The sequence below is a fragment of the Aquabacterium sp. genome (assembly GCF_049317225.1).
Taxonomy (GTDB): domain Bacteria; phylum Pseudomonadota; class Gammaproteobacteria; order Burkholderiales; family Burkholderiaceae_C; genus Aquabacterium.
In genome coordinates this window covers 154,188-172,728 of record NZ_JBMOIR010000002.1, presented here as the reverse complement: position 1 = coordinate 172,728, position 18,541 = coordinate 154,188, and the positions used below count along the sequence as shown (strand labels likewise).

Genomic DNA, 18,541 nt, shown 5'->3' with positions numbered 1-18,541 from the left:
ATCCCCAGCACCAGACTCAGCGCGCTTGCCGCGTGATGGTCTGCGAAACCGGATACCCGCCCATGGAGCCGATCACGCCATAGCCATTCACGGTGGTTCCCGTCATGCAGTCCTCACCCATCATCCCTTGCTCTGCGCAGTCAGCGTAGGCCAGCATGTCAATCTGCGCCTGCGTCAGCGTGGTCGTGGGATCGGTGGTGTTCACATAAATCAGCGCATACGCATTGCCAGGGTTGGCTGAAGTGTGATCCCCGTTCGCGTAGCCGTAGTACTTGTAGTTCCCCATCCCGGGTTGCCAACCATTGACCACGCCGTTGTCACGAGGATCGGTCGACAGGGTCAGCGCATTGTTCAGCAAGAAGGTACCCACAAGAAGACCGCCGGAGGCGGGCTGGCTCACCAACTGGTGCGTCAGGTTCAAGACTGGCATGGCACTTGGCCACGTCTGATTGGCCGTGTCGTTACCCGCCATGACTTCACTGAGTGAGCCGGTCAGACCTGACACCGTCTTCTGGCTCGCATTGAACACAAAGCTGCCATGGAACTCTGTGTTGTCGTAGGTGTAGTAAGGCTCACGGAACACCAGTACCACGTCATACGTGACCAACAGATCCACTGCTGCAGACGCCGCGCTGCTGCCGTGCGTGTTGGTGGCAGTCAGTGCAAAGGCATAGCCGGCGCATGAGCCTGTGGGACACGTCACCGTCATCGGCAAACTGCCCGCGGTGGCCGTGATCCCCGCCGGGCTCGACGTCACGGTGTAACTGGTGACCGCCGCACCGTTGGCAGCCACACCCTGCGCCTGAACGATCACAGAGCCCAGCGTGATACCCGCCTTGACCGAAACACCTTGTGGCACGCCGGGCGCGCCCGCCCCCACCGCGGCAGCAATCGTCAGCGCTTGCGTCACCTGAGAGGCTGGCAGGTAAGTGGCATTGCCGCCCTGATTGGCCGCGATCGTGCAGACACCCGCGGACAGTGCCGACACCACCCCGGTAGACGGTGCCACACTGCACGTCGAAGCGGTCAACGACGAATACGTCACGGCCAGCCCGGATGAGCTGGAAGCCGCCACCGTGCCCGTGTCATACACAGCAAGGCTCGGCGCAGCGCCGAACGTGATGCTCTGCGCCACATTTCCTGTGACCGACAAAGTTTGACTCGCTCGTGCAGCTGCACTCCAGTTGGCATCACCCGCTTGGTCGGCCGTGATGACACAGGTCCCCGTCGACACAGCAGACACCAGTCCACTGCTGGCATCCACGGTGCAAATGGCGGGTGTCGTGCTGCCGTACACCACGGCCAATCCCGACGTGGCCGTCGCGGTCACGGTCGCGGTCCCACCCACAACCAGCGCGGGCGCAGCGGCAAACGCCACCGATTGCGCCTTGCCCAGCGACACCGGGTCGCCATGGCCTGGCCCACCACCACCGCACCCCACCAAGGCGGTGGTCAGGGACACACAAAGCGCGGCTGCCTGGAGTCGCGAAGCGAAAGAGGTCTGAATGTTCACAATCGTCTCCACGTCCGATCAATAGCTGTAGCGAACGCCCACGTTGACCGAGCGACCCTTGCCTGGCACAGGCACACCCCAAGGCACTGTACCGAGCATCATGGTTCGACCTTGTCCCACATAGGCACCGCCGATGGGTTGGTCATAGAGACGGTCAAACACGTTGTCCACACCTGCGTCGATGCGGACCGATCCCAGGGCATAGCTGGTGCGCAAATTCAACAAGCCGTAGCCCCGCGTGCGCAATTCATTGCGTGTATCGGATACGTGCTTCTTGGACGCGGCCCCTTCAATTTCAATGGCACTGGTCCAGCGATTGAGCTGATGCTCCAGAACCAACTTGCCATGCAATGGCATCACGGAGTACAGCCCGTCACCGGTATCCAGATTGGTGCCATGGACCCAGTTGATGATCGTTCGTGCAGTGAAGGCACCCCAGTTCGTGCTCTCCAAGAAACGGTCATGGGCGGACACATCCATGCCGTACAGCCGCGCATCGTGATTGGCGTACTGCAGCATCACGTAGTCAGCGCTGGACGCGTTGGCGGCGTAACTGCAGACAGGGGCCACACAACGATCCGCATCGATGTAGTTCCTGACCTCGGTCACGTAGGCGGTGGCCTTGACGCCCCAAGACGGAGACTCTTCAACGTCATGCCAGTCACCCGACACGCTGGCTGTGTGCGCCACTTCAGGCTTCAGTGCCAAGTTGCCCACATAGCCATTGCCGTCGCCAGCAAAGTTGTTCATGCCGATGGCCATCGCATTCACCGACCAGGGATACAGCTGATAGAGACTTGGCGATCGTGTCTTCTGGGACAAGCCCCATTCATAAGTCTTGCTGGCGTCAGCGATGTAGCGCGCCATCACGGTGACATCCCAGTTCTGATCCGTGCGAGAGCGATCCTGCGCGTTGAACTTGGCGGCATCGCTGGCATAAGTGGGATTGCCGTTGTAGCCCTGTACCGGACCCGTGTCGCTGCTCACCCGGCTGCTGCGCAATCCAGCCACCGTCATCCAACGCGGGGTCCACTGGGACTCCACCTCCGCAAACAGATCAACCTTCTGACGGCGGCCACCGTTGATGTTCCAGAAGTCATTCGGACTCATGGAACCCACCCCGACTGGCGGCCACCAGTCGTACAGCAGATAGTGGGCATACTCGGCGCCCAATCGAAGGGTGTCTCGCTCGGACAGGAACACGTCCGACTGCAGCGAAGCACCACGGGCGCGTGCCCAGGTGTTCATCGGCATGCCCGTCCCGTAGAAATGACGATCGGGCCCCATGTCCATCTCGTGCTCGGTGGTTTGCTGCCAGACTTGTGCTCGCGCGGCCCCCCAAGCGAATTCACCGCTGTAGCGCAGGTTGTAATGGGTGCTCTGGTTGGCCGTCATGTCCATCCGCTGGTTGGGGAAGCCCTCATAAGGGATGTCTTGCTGACTGACCGCCAACTGCCACAGATGCTCACCGCGCCGATGTGCCAGCTCCACCTTCTGGTTGTGCGACTCAAACGCACTGGAGCCCACCTCATTGCTCGCGAGGTAAGGGCCACTTTCACTGCCTCGGCTCACGGGCTTGAAAGCGCCGCCAGCGGTGACATTCTCCGAGCGTGCTGATGAACCGCTGTACCGAAGGGACCAGCCCTCTGTCGCCACCGTGGCGGACAGATCCCCCCCGCGTGCGCGCCCATTGCTGCGGTAAAACGCGCCCACCTCACCCTTGACCAAGACGCCTTCACCGGGTTGGGCAAACAGTGGCGCTGCCGACTCCACCTGAACGGTGCCACCAATGTTGTCGCCTCCCACGCTCACCGGCGTGACACCAGCAAAGACACGCACCTCCCCCACTTGCGCGGGTGCTGCATATGACAGTGCGGGGTTCATGTGGTTAGGGCATGCAGCCATCAGGTCCATGCCGTCGACCTGGATGCGCAAGCGCTCATCGGCCAGGCCACGAACCACGGGCAGACTGGATACGCCGCCCGCACCTTGGCTGCTGACACCGGGCACCTCGCTGAGCAGGCTCGCCGTGTCGGTCGACAACATGCGGCGCTGCTTCAAGGCCGCCTTGCTCACTTTGGAGGAACCCAGGGTACTCTGGCTGCTGACCGCCTCTTCCGGAGCGGTCACCATCACCGGTGCGAGCTTGTCTTGCGCCTGCTGTGCATGCACAGAGGTCAGGCCCGTGCTGCACATCAAAATGGCGGCGCTGGCGATTGGGGTCAGGTAGATCTTCATGGCTTCTTGACAAAAGGATCCGAGAGTTTCGGATTGGTCAGAAATGACTCATCGGTCAGCGTTTTGAGGAACGCCACCAGATCAGCCTTGTCTTGCTGGCTCAACTGACGATCCTTGATGAAATTGCTCTTGTGAGGGCTCAACCTGCCGTCACCGGCATGGGGGCCCGATGTCACGTTGCGTCCCCCGCTGGTGAAGATCTCGACGGCCTCTTCCAGCGTCTTGATCGAACCATCGTGCGAATACGGACCAGTCACCTCAATGTTGCGCAAGGTCGGCGTCTTGTACTTGCCCATGTCCTCCGGACTGCCGGTCAACTCGATCACGCCCTGGCTCTCTTGGGGATATACGCCCTTGCCGCCAACGTTGTAAAGGCCTTTGTCGTAGTAACGGGGCGTCACCTCATCCGTGGCGATCGAACGGAACTGATTGGTGAAGTTGGGCTCTTGATGGCATTTGACACACTGCGCCTCTTTGAACACGTCCAGACCATGTTGCTCGGACGGTGACAAGGTGATCTTGCCCTGGCGATATTGGTCATAGCGACTGTTCACCGAGATCAAGGTTCGCTCAAATGTCGTGATCGCCTTCATGATCCGATTCCAGGTGACTGGATTGCCATCGGCTGACTCTGACTTGGGCGGGGGTTCAGGGAAAGCGGCCTGAAACAGGGCTGTGTAGTTCACGTCTTGCGCTGATCGCAAGCGCTCCAACACCAACTTCACCGAGTCATCGTTGACACCCAGCTCGGGCGGCGTTTCACCAAAGATGGGATTCAGAACCTGGCGCTCCAGCGAAATCAGTGAGGGATTGGCCCAGGTGTACGTGGCATTCCAGGCCACATTGACCAGGGCCATGGCACTTCTGGGGTGGACATCACCACGCGCACCAATGGCCAAGGCCTTGCCGTCGGTGAAGCCCTTGGCCTGCTGGTGGCATGAGGCACATGCCTGCGTGCCATTGCCAGACAGGCGCTTGTCGTAAAACAGGAACCGCCCCAACGCCACTTTCTCGGCGCTCATGGGGTTGTCGCGCGGCACCACGGGTGCGGGGAAATAGTCAGGCAATTGCCAAGACCACGACGCTGCCGCGGACACGCCACTGGCGCCCCCTGAGGCAGAAGTCGACCGTTCCCCACATGCCGACAAAGCCAGCATCGCCACCGTGACTGCCAAAGCTGTCCCGATAGAGCGATCTGTGATCAGGCCCGTGACACGTTCGGCCAGCGTGTCACGGCGCCGTGGCGCCGTGTGTCTCATCAGTTTGCGACCTGCTTGGTGATGGCCTTGAACACGGTCTGTGTTTGACCAGCGATGACCTCGCCCAAACCTGTGGTCGTGGCGCCTGTTGCATCGAAAGTCAGCTTCAACTGATCACCGAAAATCGACGTGCATTGGGTGTCCGTCGGACCCGACATGCAGGTGTTGCCTGCAGCCACGTCCACACCAGCAAACAAGGCCCCCACGTCCACGGCCACGACCTGCTTGCTGGCGTTGAAGTTGCTGAACGACAGCGGCAAGCGGTTTGGCGATGCGCAACTCACGACAGGATTCGTCGCAGACACTGCAGCAGAATTATCTTGATAGACGCAACCTGTAGATCCCAGATGCAAGAGTGTCGTCTTGGTATCTGTTTCATTGAGCAGTTCGATTTTGGTGAACTTGCGCCCGCCACGCCAGTTCCACGACATGCCGGCATTGACTGCAGTTTGCAGCGCGCTGGGTGTGGCAGGGTCGGCCGCATACAGATGGTTCAGCGCGAACGGCACCCCAACGGTCAACTTGACACCGGTGTACACGCCGGCAGCCACGGTCGCGGTGATGCCAGGGTTGTTAACCGATGAGGATGCACACAAGCCAGTGCTGGCCTGACGCAGGTCGATCAAGCTCACGCTGTTTGTGCCGGTTGCATCGGTGTAGTTGTGTGCGTCGTTGGTGCCGACAGCCGGTTGCAACTTCACTTCGGTGCCATCTGCACGCACCAAGGTGACATTGGAAACGTAGAAGCGGAAGTCCTGAACGCGAACGGTCTTCGCGGCATTGGTACCCACCGTGAATGCGGCACTGCTGCAATCAATCGGGGAGCTGCCGTTATAGGCCGCAAAGTTCAGGGTCACCGTCTTGGAGCCCAAGGCTGCACTCACATCAGAGTTGTTGGCAGCTGCGGTCACCAGATCCGACAGCGATTTGCCTTCAGAAGACGAGGTGGCTTCCCCCAGGTGATCCAGCACCTTGTCGGTGTCATCGCCCACCACAAAGGCCCCCTTGATGATGTCGGCCGTCGGAGGGGTGATCCCCAATGCCGTGACCTGCGCATTCACCCACGTCTTGGCACCCGACAAGCCATCAGCGATGGTGCCAGCAACCGTACGCGACAAACCACCCGAAAACACTTCAGCAGGATCTTGCCCGGCTGCTTTGGCCAAGGCCAGTTCGGTCAACGGGTTGACGTTGGCGCGCCCCGCGCTGTCCAGGTAACCATGGAGCTTCTGGGTATTCGGCACACCGTTGACGGTGCCACCGCTGGCTTCAATCAGACAGGGTGCCGTGACATTCACCAGGTTCAACGAGAAATCACCGTTGGCATCGGTGGTCACCGCAGCGGTCGTGCCACCGGACACACATTTGGCCGTGACCGAGGCGCCGACAACCTGAGCGCCCACCGCCACCGTACCGGTCACACCGGTTCGGGTGTCGCTGCTGCCACCGCCACCACAGGCAACCAGCGCGACCGCAGCGACGGCCGACAACGGCACCAAAGCCCATTGAGAGGGCGACACACGAGACAGAGAAGAAATTTGCATACGGCTCATCACAATTGATTCCGCTAGATAAAGTGATCCCGCGCAGTCGCGCGCCAACCTGGCGTCAAACGACACACGAGGCCTCAAGGGAGGCAATCAAGAGGGGCTGACGAGGAGGCCTCGATGCAAGCGGCACCAGACAAGCACACACGCGCCTATCAGCAACCGGCAGAGGCCGTCAGCCTGAGAAGAAAGCCTGAATCAGGCGAACTGAGCCGGGGCGGGGGGCGCCCGAAGCGGTGGGGCCAAGAGGTAGTACCCCCCATAGGTCAAGCCCTTGGACTCAGCTGGAGCCGGGGTGACCAAGTAGCGGACGAACCATTCCGCAGCGGTGATCTTCACCTCTTGTGGTGGCAGGTACAGCGCACGCGCACCCAGCACACACAAGGGGCAGTCCAGCATGACACCATGGTCATCGGACTGAGGATGGGCGTCTTGCGTGTCAGCGGTATCGAGTTGAACCCAACGCGATCCATTGACAGCACACACCAACTGCCAAGCACCCTGACCAGAGGCGAACGAGAGCCGCGCCGCTGTCGGCATCACAGCCGAGAGCAGCGCCACCAGCAACATCACGTTGCGCCAGAAATGGTGAGCAGGCAATCGCATAAGGGGGCGTTGGCTGTTACCAGGCACGGCAAGACGCCAGCCTGAAACATAACTTCGCAATGATACGTTAGGCTCTTCATAATCCAGGGTAAAACCCAGCAGCAAGCCCGCCCAAGTCGGCCAGTTCTGCTTTTGATCAAAGAATGCACCCCCCAATGTCCAAGTACAACACGCTCACGCTCGCAGGCGGCGGCCTCGTCATTGCCCTGATTTCAGCCACAGTGGGTGTGGCCGGCGCTTTCTTTTACCTGTTTCAACCGCTTCAAAAAGGACAGGTGGAATACTCTGAAAAGTACCTGCCCAATCAGGTGGATGCGCTGAAGGCGCTGCGCGCAGGACAGACAGACAAAGCCGTTGCGTACCTGGAAATGGCCACCACATTCAGCCTGCTGAGCATGGGGGAACAGCGCGACCAAGGCGCCAAGGTACCCGGCTCCCCCGAAGCGGCGGCTGCCGTGCAGTACCTGTGTGAGCAGCCCCCAACCGCAGCAGCCAGCAAGGCGACCGCCAAGCTCACTTTTGGTGAGGCCTGTTTACTGCTCACCAAGCGCTGACAGTCAGCGCACTGCATTGCAGGCTGCAACAGGCGGCAAGGTCACGGTGAAGGGTTGATCAATCCACGCCACCTTGACAGCAATCTGCTGAGGTGCGGCCTGGCCAGACAGCACCAGGCACGCCCCCTCACCGCAGCGGCTCAAAGGAACAGCCTGCCAACGTGTCGCGCTGGACTCGCCGACTGGCAGTTGCCCCACGCCTTCAATCAGATCCAGGTGGTCGCCTCGCAACTGCCACTGCCCTATCTCTGGCCCACAGTTGGTGGCCGTGAAGTTGGGCAGCATCAGGATGGCATGCGGCGCGTCTTTCCAGTCCCCTGCCAAACCGGACGAGGTGTGCACCACACGGTATTGCAGATGGTTGACCACCGTTGGCAACGATGTGCTGGGATACACGAATGGCACCCGCGTCCGCAACTCACCTCGCGCTTTATTGACCATGAGCGGGACCGTGAAGACTGCATTGTCATTGGCCACGTCTTCACTGATGCGTAACTGCAAGGCATACGCCCCATTGCGCACGGTGTAGCCCTCTTGCGCCTGCAAGAGCACGGCAATGCCCGAGTCATCAGTGGACACCCCTGCTGTACGCGCCACGCCCCATTGAAGGGCCTTGTCTGACGGCTGCACGAGCAAGGCCGTCGGGGTGGCTGCCAAGGCGAAACGGGGTCGGGCATCGCCCTTGGTCAAGACCACCGTCAAGGCAGCGGGTTTGCCGCTTGCATGGGTCACGACGGCGCGATCTGGCAAGGCTGCATTGCTGCTGGCCGCATCGCACCCCAGGACCAACTTGCCATTGATGGCTGCGGTCGCCCCCGCAGTGGGCACACCTTTGGGTGCGCACGTCACCGAGCCCAAACGCACCAGCGCAATGCGGTCCAGACGCTCACCTTCCACCGTCACATCATCATCGCCATCTTGATGCACCAGTGACTTGATGCGGGTACGAGGCGCCATGATGTCCAGAGGGAACACCTGATCCGGCACACCAGCCTGACTGACGGTCAATGCGGCTTTCTGAGCTGGCACATGGCTCAGGTCTACATCCAGGCGGTTGGGCGCTGAAGCCGTGCTGGTGGCAATCGTTTGACCATTGACCTGCAGCTTGAGTTGCTGGACGCAGTACGCTGACGACGACGCCACACGCAGATGCCCCATCTCACCCGAGATCAGGCTGGCTTCGCCTTGCAACGCATCATCCAGATCTTTCATCACAGGCAAAGCAAACGCGGCATCCGGCAGGGTCAACCGCTGAAAGCCCAACATGCCTGACAGCCGGCCGGTCACCACATTCCCGACCAGGGGAAACTGTGCAGCATCCACTCGGACATTGACCTCGCCGAACTCGGGATGCATGTCCACAATGGGCACGGATTGCACGGTCTTCGACTTGCTGCCATCCAGCAGGTCCAGGCGCCAGTCGTACCAGTAGTTGGACAGGGGCAGGCGCCCCGTGGCGGTCAAAGGAAGGCGACCTGCCGTCAGGCAAACAGGCTGCTTGCTCTCGACGGTCAATGCCGGCGTGCGTCCCTGGAACCAGGCCGGCACGTACACATAAGCCGTCTTGATGCCCCCATTGCGATAGCGGTCGATCGCATAGAGCTTGACGCCCTCTGCGCCCTGACCCGATCTGGCAAACGTCGGCGTGAAGTCATAGAGATCCCGATACCGGGACGTGAAGTAATCGGCGGCGGCCGTGAAGGTCTTGATGCCCTCGTCCAGTTGGCCCGGCAACTTGCCCTCATCAGGCTTGCCATTGAGCGAGCCCAACTTGTCCGCCGACATGGCTTCCACATTGGCGCGACGCACAATTTCTGTGGCCAGACACTGGATGTCGACGCCATTGTTCTTCACGCAATCAACGCTCACCACCGGCAAGCCATAACGCGTGGCCGCTGAACGCGCTGCCTCGTTCAGTCCTTCCACGCCTTTGCTGGCCGGCACGGCGGACAAGACATCTGCCAACGCACGGGCCGCCTGATTGATCTGATCAATCTTTTGCAACTCCACAAACCGCTGGGGATCGCTGCGGATGGCCTGCTCGATCAGATCGGCCGACTGGCCAATGCTGGTGGTGATGCCAAACAAGGTGCGCAGCGCCGGCGCAATCACGATGGCCGGCACCGCGTCATCGGCCGGAATATCCAGTTCGAAGCGCTGCCCATCCTGAATGGGATAAGGCTTGACTGTGATCTCGGTGCCAGAGCGTGAGATGCTGGCCAAGACCATCAACCAGTCCTGGCGGGTGGACAACTCGGCAGACGGCGTGATGACGAGGTGATCCCCTTTCTGCAGGCGGTCAACCTGCAGCATGGGCAGCGTGACCTCGCCGCGCGTGACCGTTGCTGAAAACGCCGGCCCGTCATAGGAGTTGAACGTGGCCGCGAGTGCCGCATGCATCGTCACGCTGCAGAGCGCCCCCACCATCCAACGCTGGCCCACTGGCATTTTCATCACGCAACAGCCCTTTTAAGCAGACACTTTGGCGCCACTGTACGCGTCCAGAAAATGCTGAGGCATGCGCTTGGGCTTACCGGACTCGATGTCCACACTGACAAAGTGTGACTCCCCTCTGAAGACCGTTTGCCCATTGGCCGCGCGCACAAACTGGTACTTCCGGGTCAGGAAAAGCTTGTCCACGTGCACCACCCATGTGGCCAGCAGCACTTCATCGCCCAAATGCGTTGCCTGCAGATAGTCCAGATGATGTGAGCGCACCACCATGCCTTGCCCTGACTGGGTGAAGGCCTCAGGACCGATCCCCAATGACATGGAATGCTGCCAGGCGATCAATTCCAGCCAACGCAGATACACCACGTTGTTGGTGTGATTCATGACGTCAATGTGTTCGCTGGTCACCACCACACGTTCAACATGTGGGTGAGGCAAGTCCCAAGCAACTTGGGGCACGGCATCGCTCATCTCAATCCTGCCATCGGCTACCGAAAGGGACGTAGCTTAGCAAGGTCAGGGCAACCTGGCCTCAAGGGCCTCAACCAAGTTGGCGAGGCTGGCCGCTGTGTCTTGCAGGTGCAGTTGCACCACCGCATCGGGCTCGGATTGATGAATGGCCCGTTCCAGTCGAGAGGCCTGCTCACGAATGAGGTTGGCACCGACTTGTGCAGACACGCCCTTGAGCGTATGCGCCAGCCTCTCGGCGGGCTCCAACTCGCCACGGTCCAGTGCCTGCGCAATTTGTTCGCAGACCGTCTTCTGCCCGGCACAGAATTTACCCAGCAAGTTCACATACAAAGCTGGCTTGCCCAGTGACTGCTTCAAACCCAAATCGGGATCCAGCCCCGGGATGCCGCGCAGTGAGGCAACCACCGTCCCATCCTGATCGCCTGGGGTGGACACCGCCGCCACAGAAGCGCCCCCCGAAGCCACCGGCTTGATCCACTTGCGCAACTTGGTCTGCAGATCCACCGGATCGATCGGCTTGGCAATGTAGTCGTTCATACCCGCCTGCAAACACCGCACGCGATCGCTGGCCATGGCGTTCGCAGTCATGGCCAGAATGGGCAACGCCGCCAACTCAGGCAGCTTGCGAATTTCCTGCGATGCCGTCAACCCATCCATGACGGGCATCTGCATGTCCATCAGCACCGCCTCATAGGGCTGGTGCTGAACCTTGGCCAGCGCCACTTCGCCGTTTTCAGCCCAGTCCACCACCAATCCCATGTCCTTGAGGAACTCGGTGGCCACCTCCTGATTCAACTCATTGTCCTCAACCAGAAGAACCCTGGCCCCCACCAACTCGTCAATGCGGCTCAAGCCCTGAACGGCCACAGCACTGGGCGGCAACGAAGGCTTGGCTGCACCGATGTGCCCCATCACGGCATCCAGCAGTGCAGAGGGCGTCACGGGCTTGACCAGCACATTGCTGATCCCCACTTGCGTTGCGGCAGGCATCACATCCACCCGATCGTAGGCGGTGATCATCAGCACGATGGGATCCACGCTCAAGCTCTTGCGCTGGAGCGCATGGGCCACTTCCAAGCCATCCATCTCGGGCATTTTCCAGTCCAGCAAGATGAGGGCATACGGGTGGCCCGTGGCATCGGCTCGAATCACTTCTTCGACGGCCTGCGCTCCATCCGATGCTTCGTGCGGCTCGATGCCCATGCTGCGCAGCATCTCGCACAAAGTGCGGCGCGCGGGCTCGCTGTCGTCCACGACCAGCACGCTCAAGGACCGGAAGTCATGCCGCAAGGAGCGTCTGTCGGGGCTCACCTTTTCTGAACTCACCCCGACATTCACTGTGAACCAGAAGCATGAGCCTTGCCCAGGCTGACTGTCGACCCCAATGTCTCCCCCCATCAATTCTGTGAGTCGACGTGAAATGGACAAACCCAAACCCGTGCCGCCGTATTTGCGAGTGATCGAAGTGTCGGCTTGCTGGAAGGTCTGGAAGAGCCTGTCCCGCTGCGCCTCGGTGATCCCAATGCCGGTGTCCTTCACCTCAAATCGCAACTTGGCGTGCGGCCCCTCTTGTGCCTCACACGTGACGTGCACCTGCACACTGCCATGTTCGGTGAACTTGACGGCGTTGCTGGTCAGATTGATCAGAATCTGCCCCAGGCGCAGGGCGTCACCCACCAGATCCACCGGAACATCGGCATCGACATCGATGACCAACTCCAGTCCCTTGCTGCTCGCCTTCTCGGAAAACAGCGTCATCACATCCGCCAGCACTTTTTCCAGATTGAAGTCGGACTGTTCCAGCGTCATGCGCTGGGCCTCCAATTTGCTGATGTCCAGGATGTCATTGATGACTCCCAGCAGCAACTGACTGGACGACTGGATTTTCTGGATGTAGTCCCGGATCTTGGGCGATGGATCCGCACGCAATGCCAGGTAGGTCATGCCGATCACGGAGTTCATGGGGGTACGGATTTCATGGGACATCGTGGCCAGGAAATCCGACTTGATCTGCGCGGCCTCCTCGGCCAGCTTGCGCGCCTTGACCATCTCATCCAGGGCCTGCCGCTCCAGCGTGATGTCCTCGAAGGTGCCGGCAAATCCCTTGCTCAGATCATCACGATCAATGGCCTGCACCATTTTTCGGCACCAGAACCGGGTGCCATCTTTACGCACCAACTCACGCTCTTCGCGGAAATGTCCCACCGAGGCCAGACTGTCCACAATGGCCTGATTGACTGAAGCGTACGTGGCCGAGTCAGGGTAGAAGACATCCGTGCCTCTGCCCAGCAATTCGCCGACCCCGTACCCGAAAAGGGTTTCCATCGTTCGGTTGCAGCGCTGAATGACGCGATTCTTGGTCAGGATGACACCCACGGTCGCCGCGTCAAAAACCGCCTGCTGCTCCTGCGTGGCACTTTGCAGTGCCGCTGTGCGCTCGTCGACCAACGACTCCAGGCGACTGCGGTACTCGTCCAACTCGCGCTGCACCTGCTTGTCCTGCGTGATGTCACGCCAGACCACATGCAGAACATCCCGGCCTGCCATGCGAATGGGCGTGATCAACACCTGCACCAGAACAGCACGGCCGTCCACGCGCGTGTGCTCCCATTCGAATTCATTGCACCCTTGCTCGAACGCAACGTTCAGCATGATGCTGGCCTTCTCCGAGGACAACATGCCGTCGGGTTGATAGTCGGGCGAAATATCCGTTGGGCTTTTACCGATGAGCTCGTCGGTCCGCGTTGCCCCCAAGGCATTCAGTGCCGCACGGTTGGCCGCGACATAACGACCAGCCTCGAGCAACAAAATGGGTTGATAGGTGTCTTCAAAAACGCGCCGGAACCGCGCCTCGCTCTCGGCCAGTTTGTCCAGCGCCTCCACACGCTCGGTGGCATCCAAGGCCACTCCATCCCAAAAAACCGCCCCTGAGGCATCTCGGTGGGGGTGCGACTGCACCTGCACCCACTTTCGTTGACCTGAGGCCAAACGCAAAGGCAACACCGCCGAAAAATCACTCATATCGCGAGCACTGCGTTTCTCTGCAGCGATGTAAGCATCAATCGCGGTCGGGTCAATGGTTTGAAAGATGTGCGCCGCGTCGCTCACGACCTGCTCCGGACTCAACTCCAGCAAACGAGTCACACCCGCACTGACGTAATGAAAGCGCTGCTGGCCGGGCAAGCCACCATAGCGGTACACAAAGCCATCCGGCAGGTTATCCCCGACCGCGCGCAAGCGCTCCTCGCTGATTTGCAGGGCGGCCTTGGTCTGCGCGATCTCCGCAGTTCTGCGTGCCACCGTGCGTCGCAAGGTGATGACCCACAGCGCCAACATCGCGGCGCCCATCGACAACGCCGCCACCACCCACACGGCATGACGCGCGTACCCGCGGTAGTCCGTGGGGGTGCTCAGCCATTTCTCGCGCAGCGCGGCCATTTCATCATCCGTGATGGCTGCCATGCCATCCTCGACCAAACGCAGCGTTTCCAGATTGCCTTTGCGTACGGCACGGTGGAACTGTCCCACACCCAGCTCAAACGCCTTGACGAACTGCCGATTCGCCCCCTGTTGATACAGATAAAAATCTGCAGGGTATTCATCCAGGCAGAAGACTTTGACATCTTGCGCCATCGCACCCTGGATCAATTTGGTGTAGCTGTCGTAGTACGTCAGGGAGGTCACCCCGCCACGCTGCAAGGTTTCAATGCAGGCGTCTCCAGACATGACACCAACCTTGAATCCTCGCAAGGCATCGAGGCTGCGAATGCCACTGATCGAAACATCCCGATAAATGGCGACCGGCAAATCGGCATAGGGTTTGGAGAAGTCGTAGTAAGGCGCCCGGCCCGGCGTTTCAAAGATGTTGTCGATGACATCCGCACGTCCTTCCAGCAGGGTCTGCTGCGCCAATGCCCATTTGAGGGCCTTGAGTTCGACTTTGACGCCAGTCTTGGTTTCCCAGAGTCGCCAGACATCCACCAGGAAGCCTTCTTCCTTGCCGTCGGCATTCAGGAACAGATATGGAGGGTAATTCTCGTCGCCCACGACGCGAATCACTTTCGGTGCCCCCTGCGCCCACACGAATGCCGTCATCCAGCATTGCAGCAGCAATGCCATTCCAATGACTGCCAGCCGTTGAATGAAGTGACGCATGCACATCTGTCGTGCAACACCGGTTGATAGACTCGTTCCAGTCTAATCCGCTCGGGCCTATTCAACCAGTGGGGGGAACGGACGCCCCCGCAGATCGATATCCCACTTTGGAGGGGGCTTCGGCCATAAGGTCGGCAAAGCCACGGGAATTGCGGTCATTTCCAACGACCGACGGTCACCATCGCGTCGCACCGGCAAGATAAACTGCGGCGATCGCCCTCTCAATCACCCCGGATGCTGTCCCTACGTCGCGCCCTTTCCGTTGCCACCCTGCTCTTGGCGAGCTTGGTGTCTGGCTTGGCGACGGCGGCCACGACCTCCCCCGTCGAGGGTACCCTGCACAAGGTTCGGGTGCAACTGAAGTGGTACCACCAATTTCAATTTGCCGGCTTTTACGCAGCCCTGGATCAAGGGTACTTCCGCCGTGCAGGTCTGGATGTTGAACTGATCGAGGGAGGACCGAATCTCGATCCTGTGCAATCGGTGACGTCCGGTATGGCGGAATTCGGCGTTGGCAATTCATCGCTGCTGCTGGACTTCAATCGCGGACGCCCAGTGGTGGCGGTTGCAGCCATTTTTCAGCACTCACCGTTCGTGATCTTGGCGCGTCACGACGCCAACCTCCGGTCGGTGAAGGATCTGGAAGGCAAGACGGTGATGGGCGAAACCCACTCCGCAGAATTGACGGCCTACATGGAAAAGGCCGGTGTTGACCTGCGCAAGATCCGCTTTGTGCCCCACACCGGCACGGTAGAGAGCCTGGCTCAGGAGGGACCGGATCAGATCAGTGCCACCACGGCATACATCTCCACCGAACCGTTTGAGGCGGCACGACACGGGATTGCCTACAAGATCTTCAATCCACGAGACCTGCAGATCGACTTCTACGGCGACACGCTGTTCACGCGGGCGCAGTTTGCCAAAACCCAGCCTGAAGTCGTGAAAGCCATGCGCGAGGCACTGATCCAGGGCTGGCGCTACGCTCGCACACACCAGTCAGAAGTCATTGACCTGATCATCCGTCAATACCACCCCAAAATGGACCGCTCGTCCTTGAGTCAGGAAGCGCAATCCATCTACAACCTGCTTCAGTCCGACGTGGTGGACATTGGCTACATGAGCAAAACCCGTTGGCATGACATCGGAACGGTGTTTGCCGAAACCGGCTTGCTGTCGCCCAATTTCAAGCTCGACGGTTTTTTCATCGACCAGGAAGCCGATCTGCCGGATTGGGCACAACAGGCGTTCTGGTTCGGCGGTGCCGCCATCGTGCTGGGTGGCGTGATCACGGCTTACATCCTGTCGCTCAACCGACGTCTGCATGCCAGCCTGAAGTTGCAGCACATCCAGACACGCGAGTTGGAGCGGGTAAACAAGGAACTGGCTCAACTCTCGACGACTGACCAACTGACGCGGCTGTTCAACCGCCGCTACTTTGACGAAACGCTTGAGTCGGAATTGGCACGCGCGGGACGCAACGCCACCCCCATCTCGCTGCTCATCATTGATGTCGACAACTTCAAGAGTTACAACGACAAGCTGGGGCACCCGGCGGGCGATGCCTGCCTGCAAAAGGTAGCAAACGCCTTGCAGCGTAACGTGCGTCGCGCAGGCGAGTTTGTGGCACGCATCGGCGGTGAAGAGTTTGCCGTGGTGACCAGCCTGCCCTCAGCCGATGAGGTGATCGCATTGGCTGAGCGCCTCCGTCAAGAGATCATTGCGCTGGACATCCAGCACGCCAGCAGTCCAACGGGTACGGTGACCATCAGCATTGGGGCCACTACCATCATGCAGCACTCTGGCCCGATCAGTGCCAAGGGATTGATTGCACAAGCCGATGCAGCCTTGTATCAGGCCAAGAACCAAGGGCGTAACCGTACCGTCAGCGTCTTGCTGGAATCGCCCGCCAAGACCTGAGTGTTTACGCTGAATTGGGCCACGTTTGGCCCAATTCATAAAACAGACGACCCAAACGGTCATTCACGTCAACGAGGCTCCCCCGCACCATCTTGCGTCCAACTTTGGGCCGGGATCCGTGTGCCGGCCACCTCATTCCATGTCGTCACCCTCTCCACTGCGTTTCATCATCATCGGCACCGGCTTCGCGGGCATGGGCATGGCGATTGCCTTGCGCAAGGCAGGCATTCAGGACTTTGTCATTCTGGAGCGAGCTTCGGACGTGGGCGGCGTCTGGCGGGACAACGCCTATCCGGGGGCGGCTTGCGATGTGCCCTCGCACCTGTACTCGTTCTCGTTTGAACCCAATCCAAACTGGACCCGCGTGTTCGCCAGCCAGCGCGAGATCTTTGACTACCTGCGTCATTGCGCCGATAAATACAAGCTGCGCCAGCACATTCAGTTCGACAGCGAAGTCGCGGGAGCTGCCTTTGATGATGCCCACCAGTTGTGGCGCGTGCAATTGAAGAACGGGCGTGAATTGAGCGCGCAGTTCCTCATCACCGGAACGGGGCAGCTGAGTCAGCCGGCGATGCCTGCCATCGAAGGTCTGCAAAGCTTTGCAGGCCCAAGTTTCCACTCTGCCCAGTGGGATCACACCGTGTCACTGACAGGCAAGCGCGTGGCGGTGATTGGCACGGGCGCCTCAGCCATTCAGTTTGTGCCAGCCATTGCCAAGCAGGTTGCAAACCTGGACGTGTATCAGCGCTCACCGGCATACATGATGAAGCGCCCCGATCGTCCCTACACGTCGTTGGAGCGCTGGTTGTTTGCCCATGTTCCGGGCGCCATGCGCCTGCACCGCACCTGGATTTACACGCAATACGAGTACCGGGCTTTGGCCTTCACGCGCTTCAAGGGTTTGATGAAGCTGGCGGTAGGCGTGCCTTTTCAGCGCTTGCTGAAAGCACAGGTTTCTGACCCTGCGCTGCGCAAGCAACTCACGCCGGACTATCCGATTGGCTGCAAGCGCATTCTGCTGTCCAGCGAATATCTGGCCACCATGGCGCAGCCTCATGTTCATCTGCACACCCAGGGCATCCAGCGGATCACCTCGGACGGGGTCATGACACGTGATGGCGTCGTGCACCCCGCTGACGTGCTGGTCTACGGCACCGGCTTTGAAGCCACCAAGTTCCTGGCCCCCATGCAGATCAAGGGTCGACAAGGGCTGGATTTGAACGAAGCCTGGCGCAATGGCGCGCAGGCCTATCTGGGCCTCACCATGCCGGGCTTCCCGAACCTGTTCATGCTGTACGGGCCCAACACCAACCTGGGTCATAACTCGATTGTTTACATGATCGAGAGCCAGATTGCCCATGTGATGCGCTGCTTGAAAGCGATGGACGCCCAGCAACGCACCACACTGGAGCCCGACACGGCCGTGCATCAACACTACAACGCGGACGTGCAACAACGCCTGCAGCACACGGTGTGGAACGGCTGCAAGAGCTGGTATGTCGATGCCAATGGCCACAACAGCACCAACTGGCCTGGCTTCACGCTCAGCTACCGCTGGCTGACACGCTGGAGCAGCTTGCGGGCGTACAGGTTGGAGTGATTGCGTCAGCCTGCCTTAGGCAGACTGTTGGGTTCGGGATTGGCTTCCGGGTGACGCGCCTGCCAGGCCTGCAGGGCGCGCCGGTACTCGTCCATGGCCATGTCATGCGCGTCAAAGATGCAAGGATCACAACCGCTGCCGCAGCAGGCATTGAGGTCTGGCGCCTCGGGCGGTTGTGGCATGGGATCAGGATCGGGAAGGTCTGGCGTGCTCATGCCCGCCATTTTCCC

The 18,541-nt window shown here is 60.0% G+C and carries 11 protein-coding genes and 1 pseudogene; 3 read left to right on the top strand and 9 right to left on the bottom strand.

Translation table 11 applies throughout. The annotated features are described in order from the left end of the window. Positions 1 to 16: 16 nt before the first annotated feature. The 5 genes from ACOYNB_RS02715 to ACOYNB_RS02695 form a co-directional block, all read right to left on the bottom strand. On the bottom strand, positions 17 to 1,462 hold the full coding sequence (locus ACOYNB_RS02715) for a hypothetical protein (RefSeq protein ID WP_422837581.1): 1,446 nt from the start codon (positions 1,460 to 1,462) through the stop codon (positions 17 to 19). Positions 1,463 to 1,531: 69 nt separating this feature from the next. Beyond that, positions 1,532 to 3,751, bottom strand: coding sequence for a TonB-dependent receptor (locus ACOYNB_RS02710; protein ID WP_422837580.1), 2,220 nt, complete (start codon positions 3,749 to 3,751; stop codon positions 1,532 to 1,534). Then, positions 3,748 to 5,010 carry an MbnH family di-heme enzyme gene (locus tag ACOYNB_RS02705; RefSeq protein ID WP_422837579.1) on the bottom strand — a complete coding sequence of 421 codons (1,263 nt, stop codon included), beginning with the start codon at positions 5,008 to 5,010 and terminating at the stop codon, positions 3,748 to 3,750. Before ACOYNB_RS02705 ends, ACOYNB_RS02710 begins: the two co-directional genes overlap by 4 nt. Next, complete coding sequence (locus tag ACOYNB_RS02700; protein ID WP_422837577.1) at positions 5,010 to 6,554, bottom strand: MbnP family copper-binding protein; 1,545 nt, start codon at positions 6,552 to 6,554, stop codon at positions 5,010 to 5,012. Before ACOYNB_RS02700 ends, ACOYNB_RS02705 begins: the two co-directional genes overlap by 1 nt. Positions 6,555 to 6,755: 201 nt before the next feature. Beyond that, positions 6,756 to 7,163, bottom strand: coding sequence for a DUF2946 domain-containing protein (locus tag ACOYNB_RS02695; RefSeq protein ID WP_422837576.1), 408 nt, complete (start codon positions 7,161 to 7,163; stop codon positions 6,756 to 6,758). Between the two features lie 155 nt (positions 7,164 to 7,318). On the opposite strand from ACOYNB_RS02695, the gene ACOYNB_RS02690 reads away from it, so the two are divergent. Next, positions 7,319 to 7,717, top strand: a complete 399-nt coding sequence (locus ACOYNB_RS02690) for a hypothetical protein (RefSeq protein ID WP_422837575.1) — start codon at positions 7,319 to 7,321, stop codon at positions 7,715 to 7,717. Between the two features lie 3 nt (positions 7,718 to 7,720). Here the strand turns inward: ACOYNB_RS02690 and ACOYNB_RS02685 are convergent, their stop codons facing one another. The 3 genes from ACOYNB_RS02685 to ACOYNB_RS02675 are packed head-to-tail and all read right to left on the bottom strand — an operon-like array spanning position 7,721 to position 14,794. Continuing rightward, entirely contained in the window at positions 7,721 to 10,171 is a 2,451-nt protein-coding gene (locus ACOYNB_RS02685; RefSeq protein WP_422837574.1) for a hypothetical protein, read from the bottom strand. Between the two features lie 15 nt (positions 10,172 to 10,186). After that, complete coding sequence (locus ACOYNB_RS02680) at positions 10,187 to 10,639, bottom strand: acyl-CoA thioesterase (RefSeq protein WP_422837573.1); 453 nt, start codon at positions 10,637 to 10,639, stop codon at positions 10,187 to 10,189. 45 nt (positions 10,640 to 10,684) lie between these two features. Further along, positions 10,685 to 14,794, bottom strand: coding sequence for a response regulator (locus ACOYNB_RS02675; protein ID WP_422837572.1), 4,110 nt, complete (start codon positions 14,792 to 14,794; stop codon positions 10,685 to 10,687). Positions 14,795 to 15,028: 234 nt separating this feature from the next. On the opposite strand from ACOYNB_RS02675, the gene ACOYNB_RS02670 reads away from it, so the two are divergent. Beyond that, a complete protein-coding gene (locus ACOYNB_RS02670) occupies positions 15,029 to 16,711 on the top strand; it encodes a diguanylate cyclase (RefSeq protein WP_422837571.1) in 1,683 nt (560 codons plus the stop codon). A gap of 139 nt (positions 16,712 to 16,850) precedes the next feature. Then, a pseudogene (locus tag ACOYNB_RS02665) lies at positions 16,851 to 18,305 on the top strand (flavin-containing monooxygenase); the annotation flags it as partial. An 11-nt stretch (positions 18,306 to 18,316) separates the two neighbouring features. Here the strand turns inward: ACOYNB_RS02665 and ACOYNB_RS02660 are convergent. Next, on the bottom strand, positions 18,317 to 18,526 hold the full coding sequence (locus ACOYNB_RS02660) for an oxidoreductase-like domain-containing protein (protein ID WP_422837570.1): 210 nt from the start codon (positions 18,524 to 18,526) through the stop codon (positions 18,317 to 18,319). Between the last annotated feature and the right edge of the window lie 15 nt (positions 18,527 to 18,541).

What these genes read in the sequence shown, in the direction of transcription:
- ACOYNB_RS02660 (WP_422837570.1), bottom strand. Translation starts at nt 18,526, where the DNA reads ATGAGCACGCCAGACCTTCCCGATCCTGATCCCATGCCACAACCGCCC.
- ACOYNB_RS02710 (WP_422837580.1), bottom strand. Translation starts at nt 3,751, where the DNA reads ATGAAGATCTACCTGACCCCAATCGCCAGCGCCGCCATTTTGATGTGC.
- ACOYNB_RS02705 (WP_422837579.1), bottom strand. Translation starts at nt 5,010, where the DNA reads ATGAGACACACGGCGCCACGGCGCCGTGACACGCTGGCCGAACGTGTC.
- ACOYNB_RS02670 (WP_422837571.1), top strand. Translation starts at nt 15,029, where the DNA reads ATGCTGTCCCTACGTCGCGCCCTTTCCGTTGCCACCCTGCTCTTGGCG.
- ACOYNB_RS02680 (WP_422837573.1), bottom strand. Translation starts at nt 10,639, where the DNA reads ATGAGCGATGCCGTGCCCCAAGTTGCTTGGGACTTGCCTCACCCACAT.
- ACOYNB_RS02675 (WP_422837572.1), bottom strand. Translation starts at nt 14,794, where the DNA reads ATGCGTCACTTCATTCAACGGCTGGCAGTCATTGGAATGGCATTGCTG.
- ACOYNB_RS02690 (WP_422837575.1), top strand. Translation starts at nt 7,319, where the DNA reads ATGTCCAAGTACAACACGCTCACGCTCGCAGGCGGCGGCCTCGTCATT.
- ACOYNB_RS02700 (WP_422837577.1), bottom strand. Translation starts at nt 6,554, where the DNA reads ATGCAAATTTCTTCTCTGTCTCGTGTGTCGCCCTCTCAATGGGCTTTG.
- ACOYNB_RS02685 (WP_422837574.1), bottom strand. Translation starts at nt 10,171, where the DNA reads ATGAAAATGCCAGTGGGCCAGCGTTGGATGGTGGGGGCGCTCTGCAGC.
- ACOYNB_RS02695 (WP_422837576.1), bottom strand. Translation starts at nt 7,163, where the DNA reads ATGCGATTGCCTGCTCACCATTTCTGGCGCAACGTGATGTTGCTGGTG.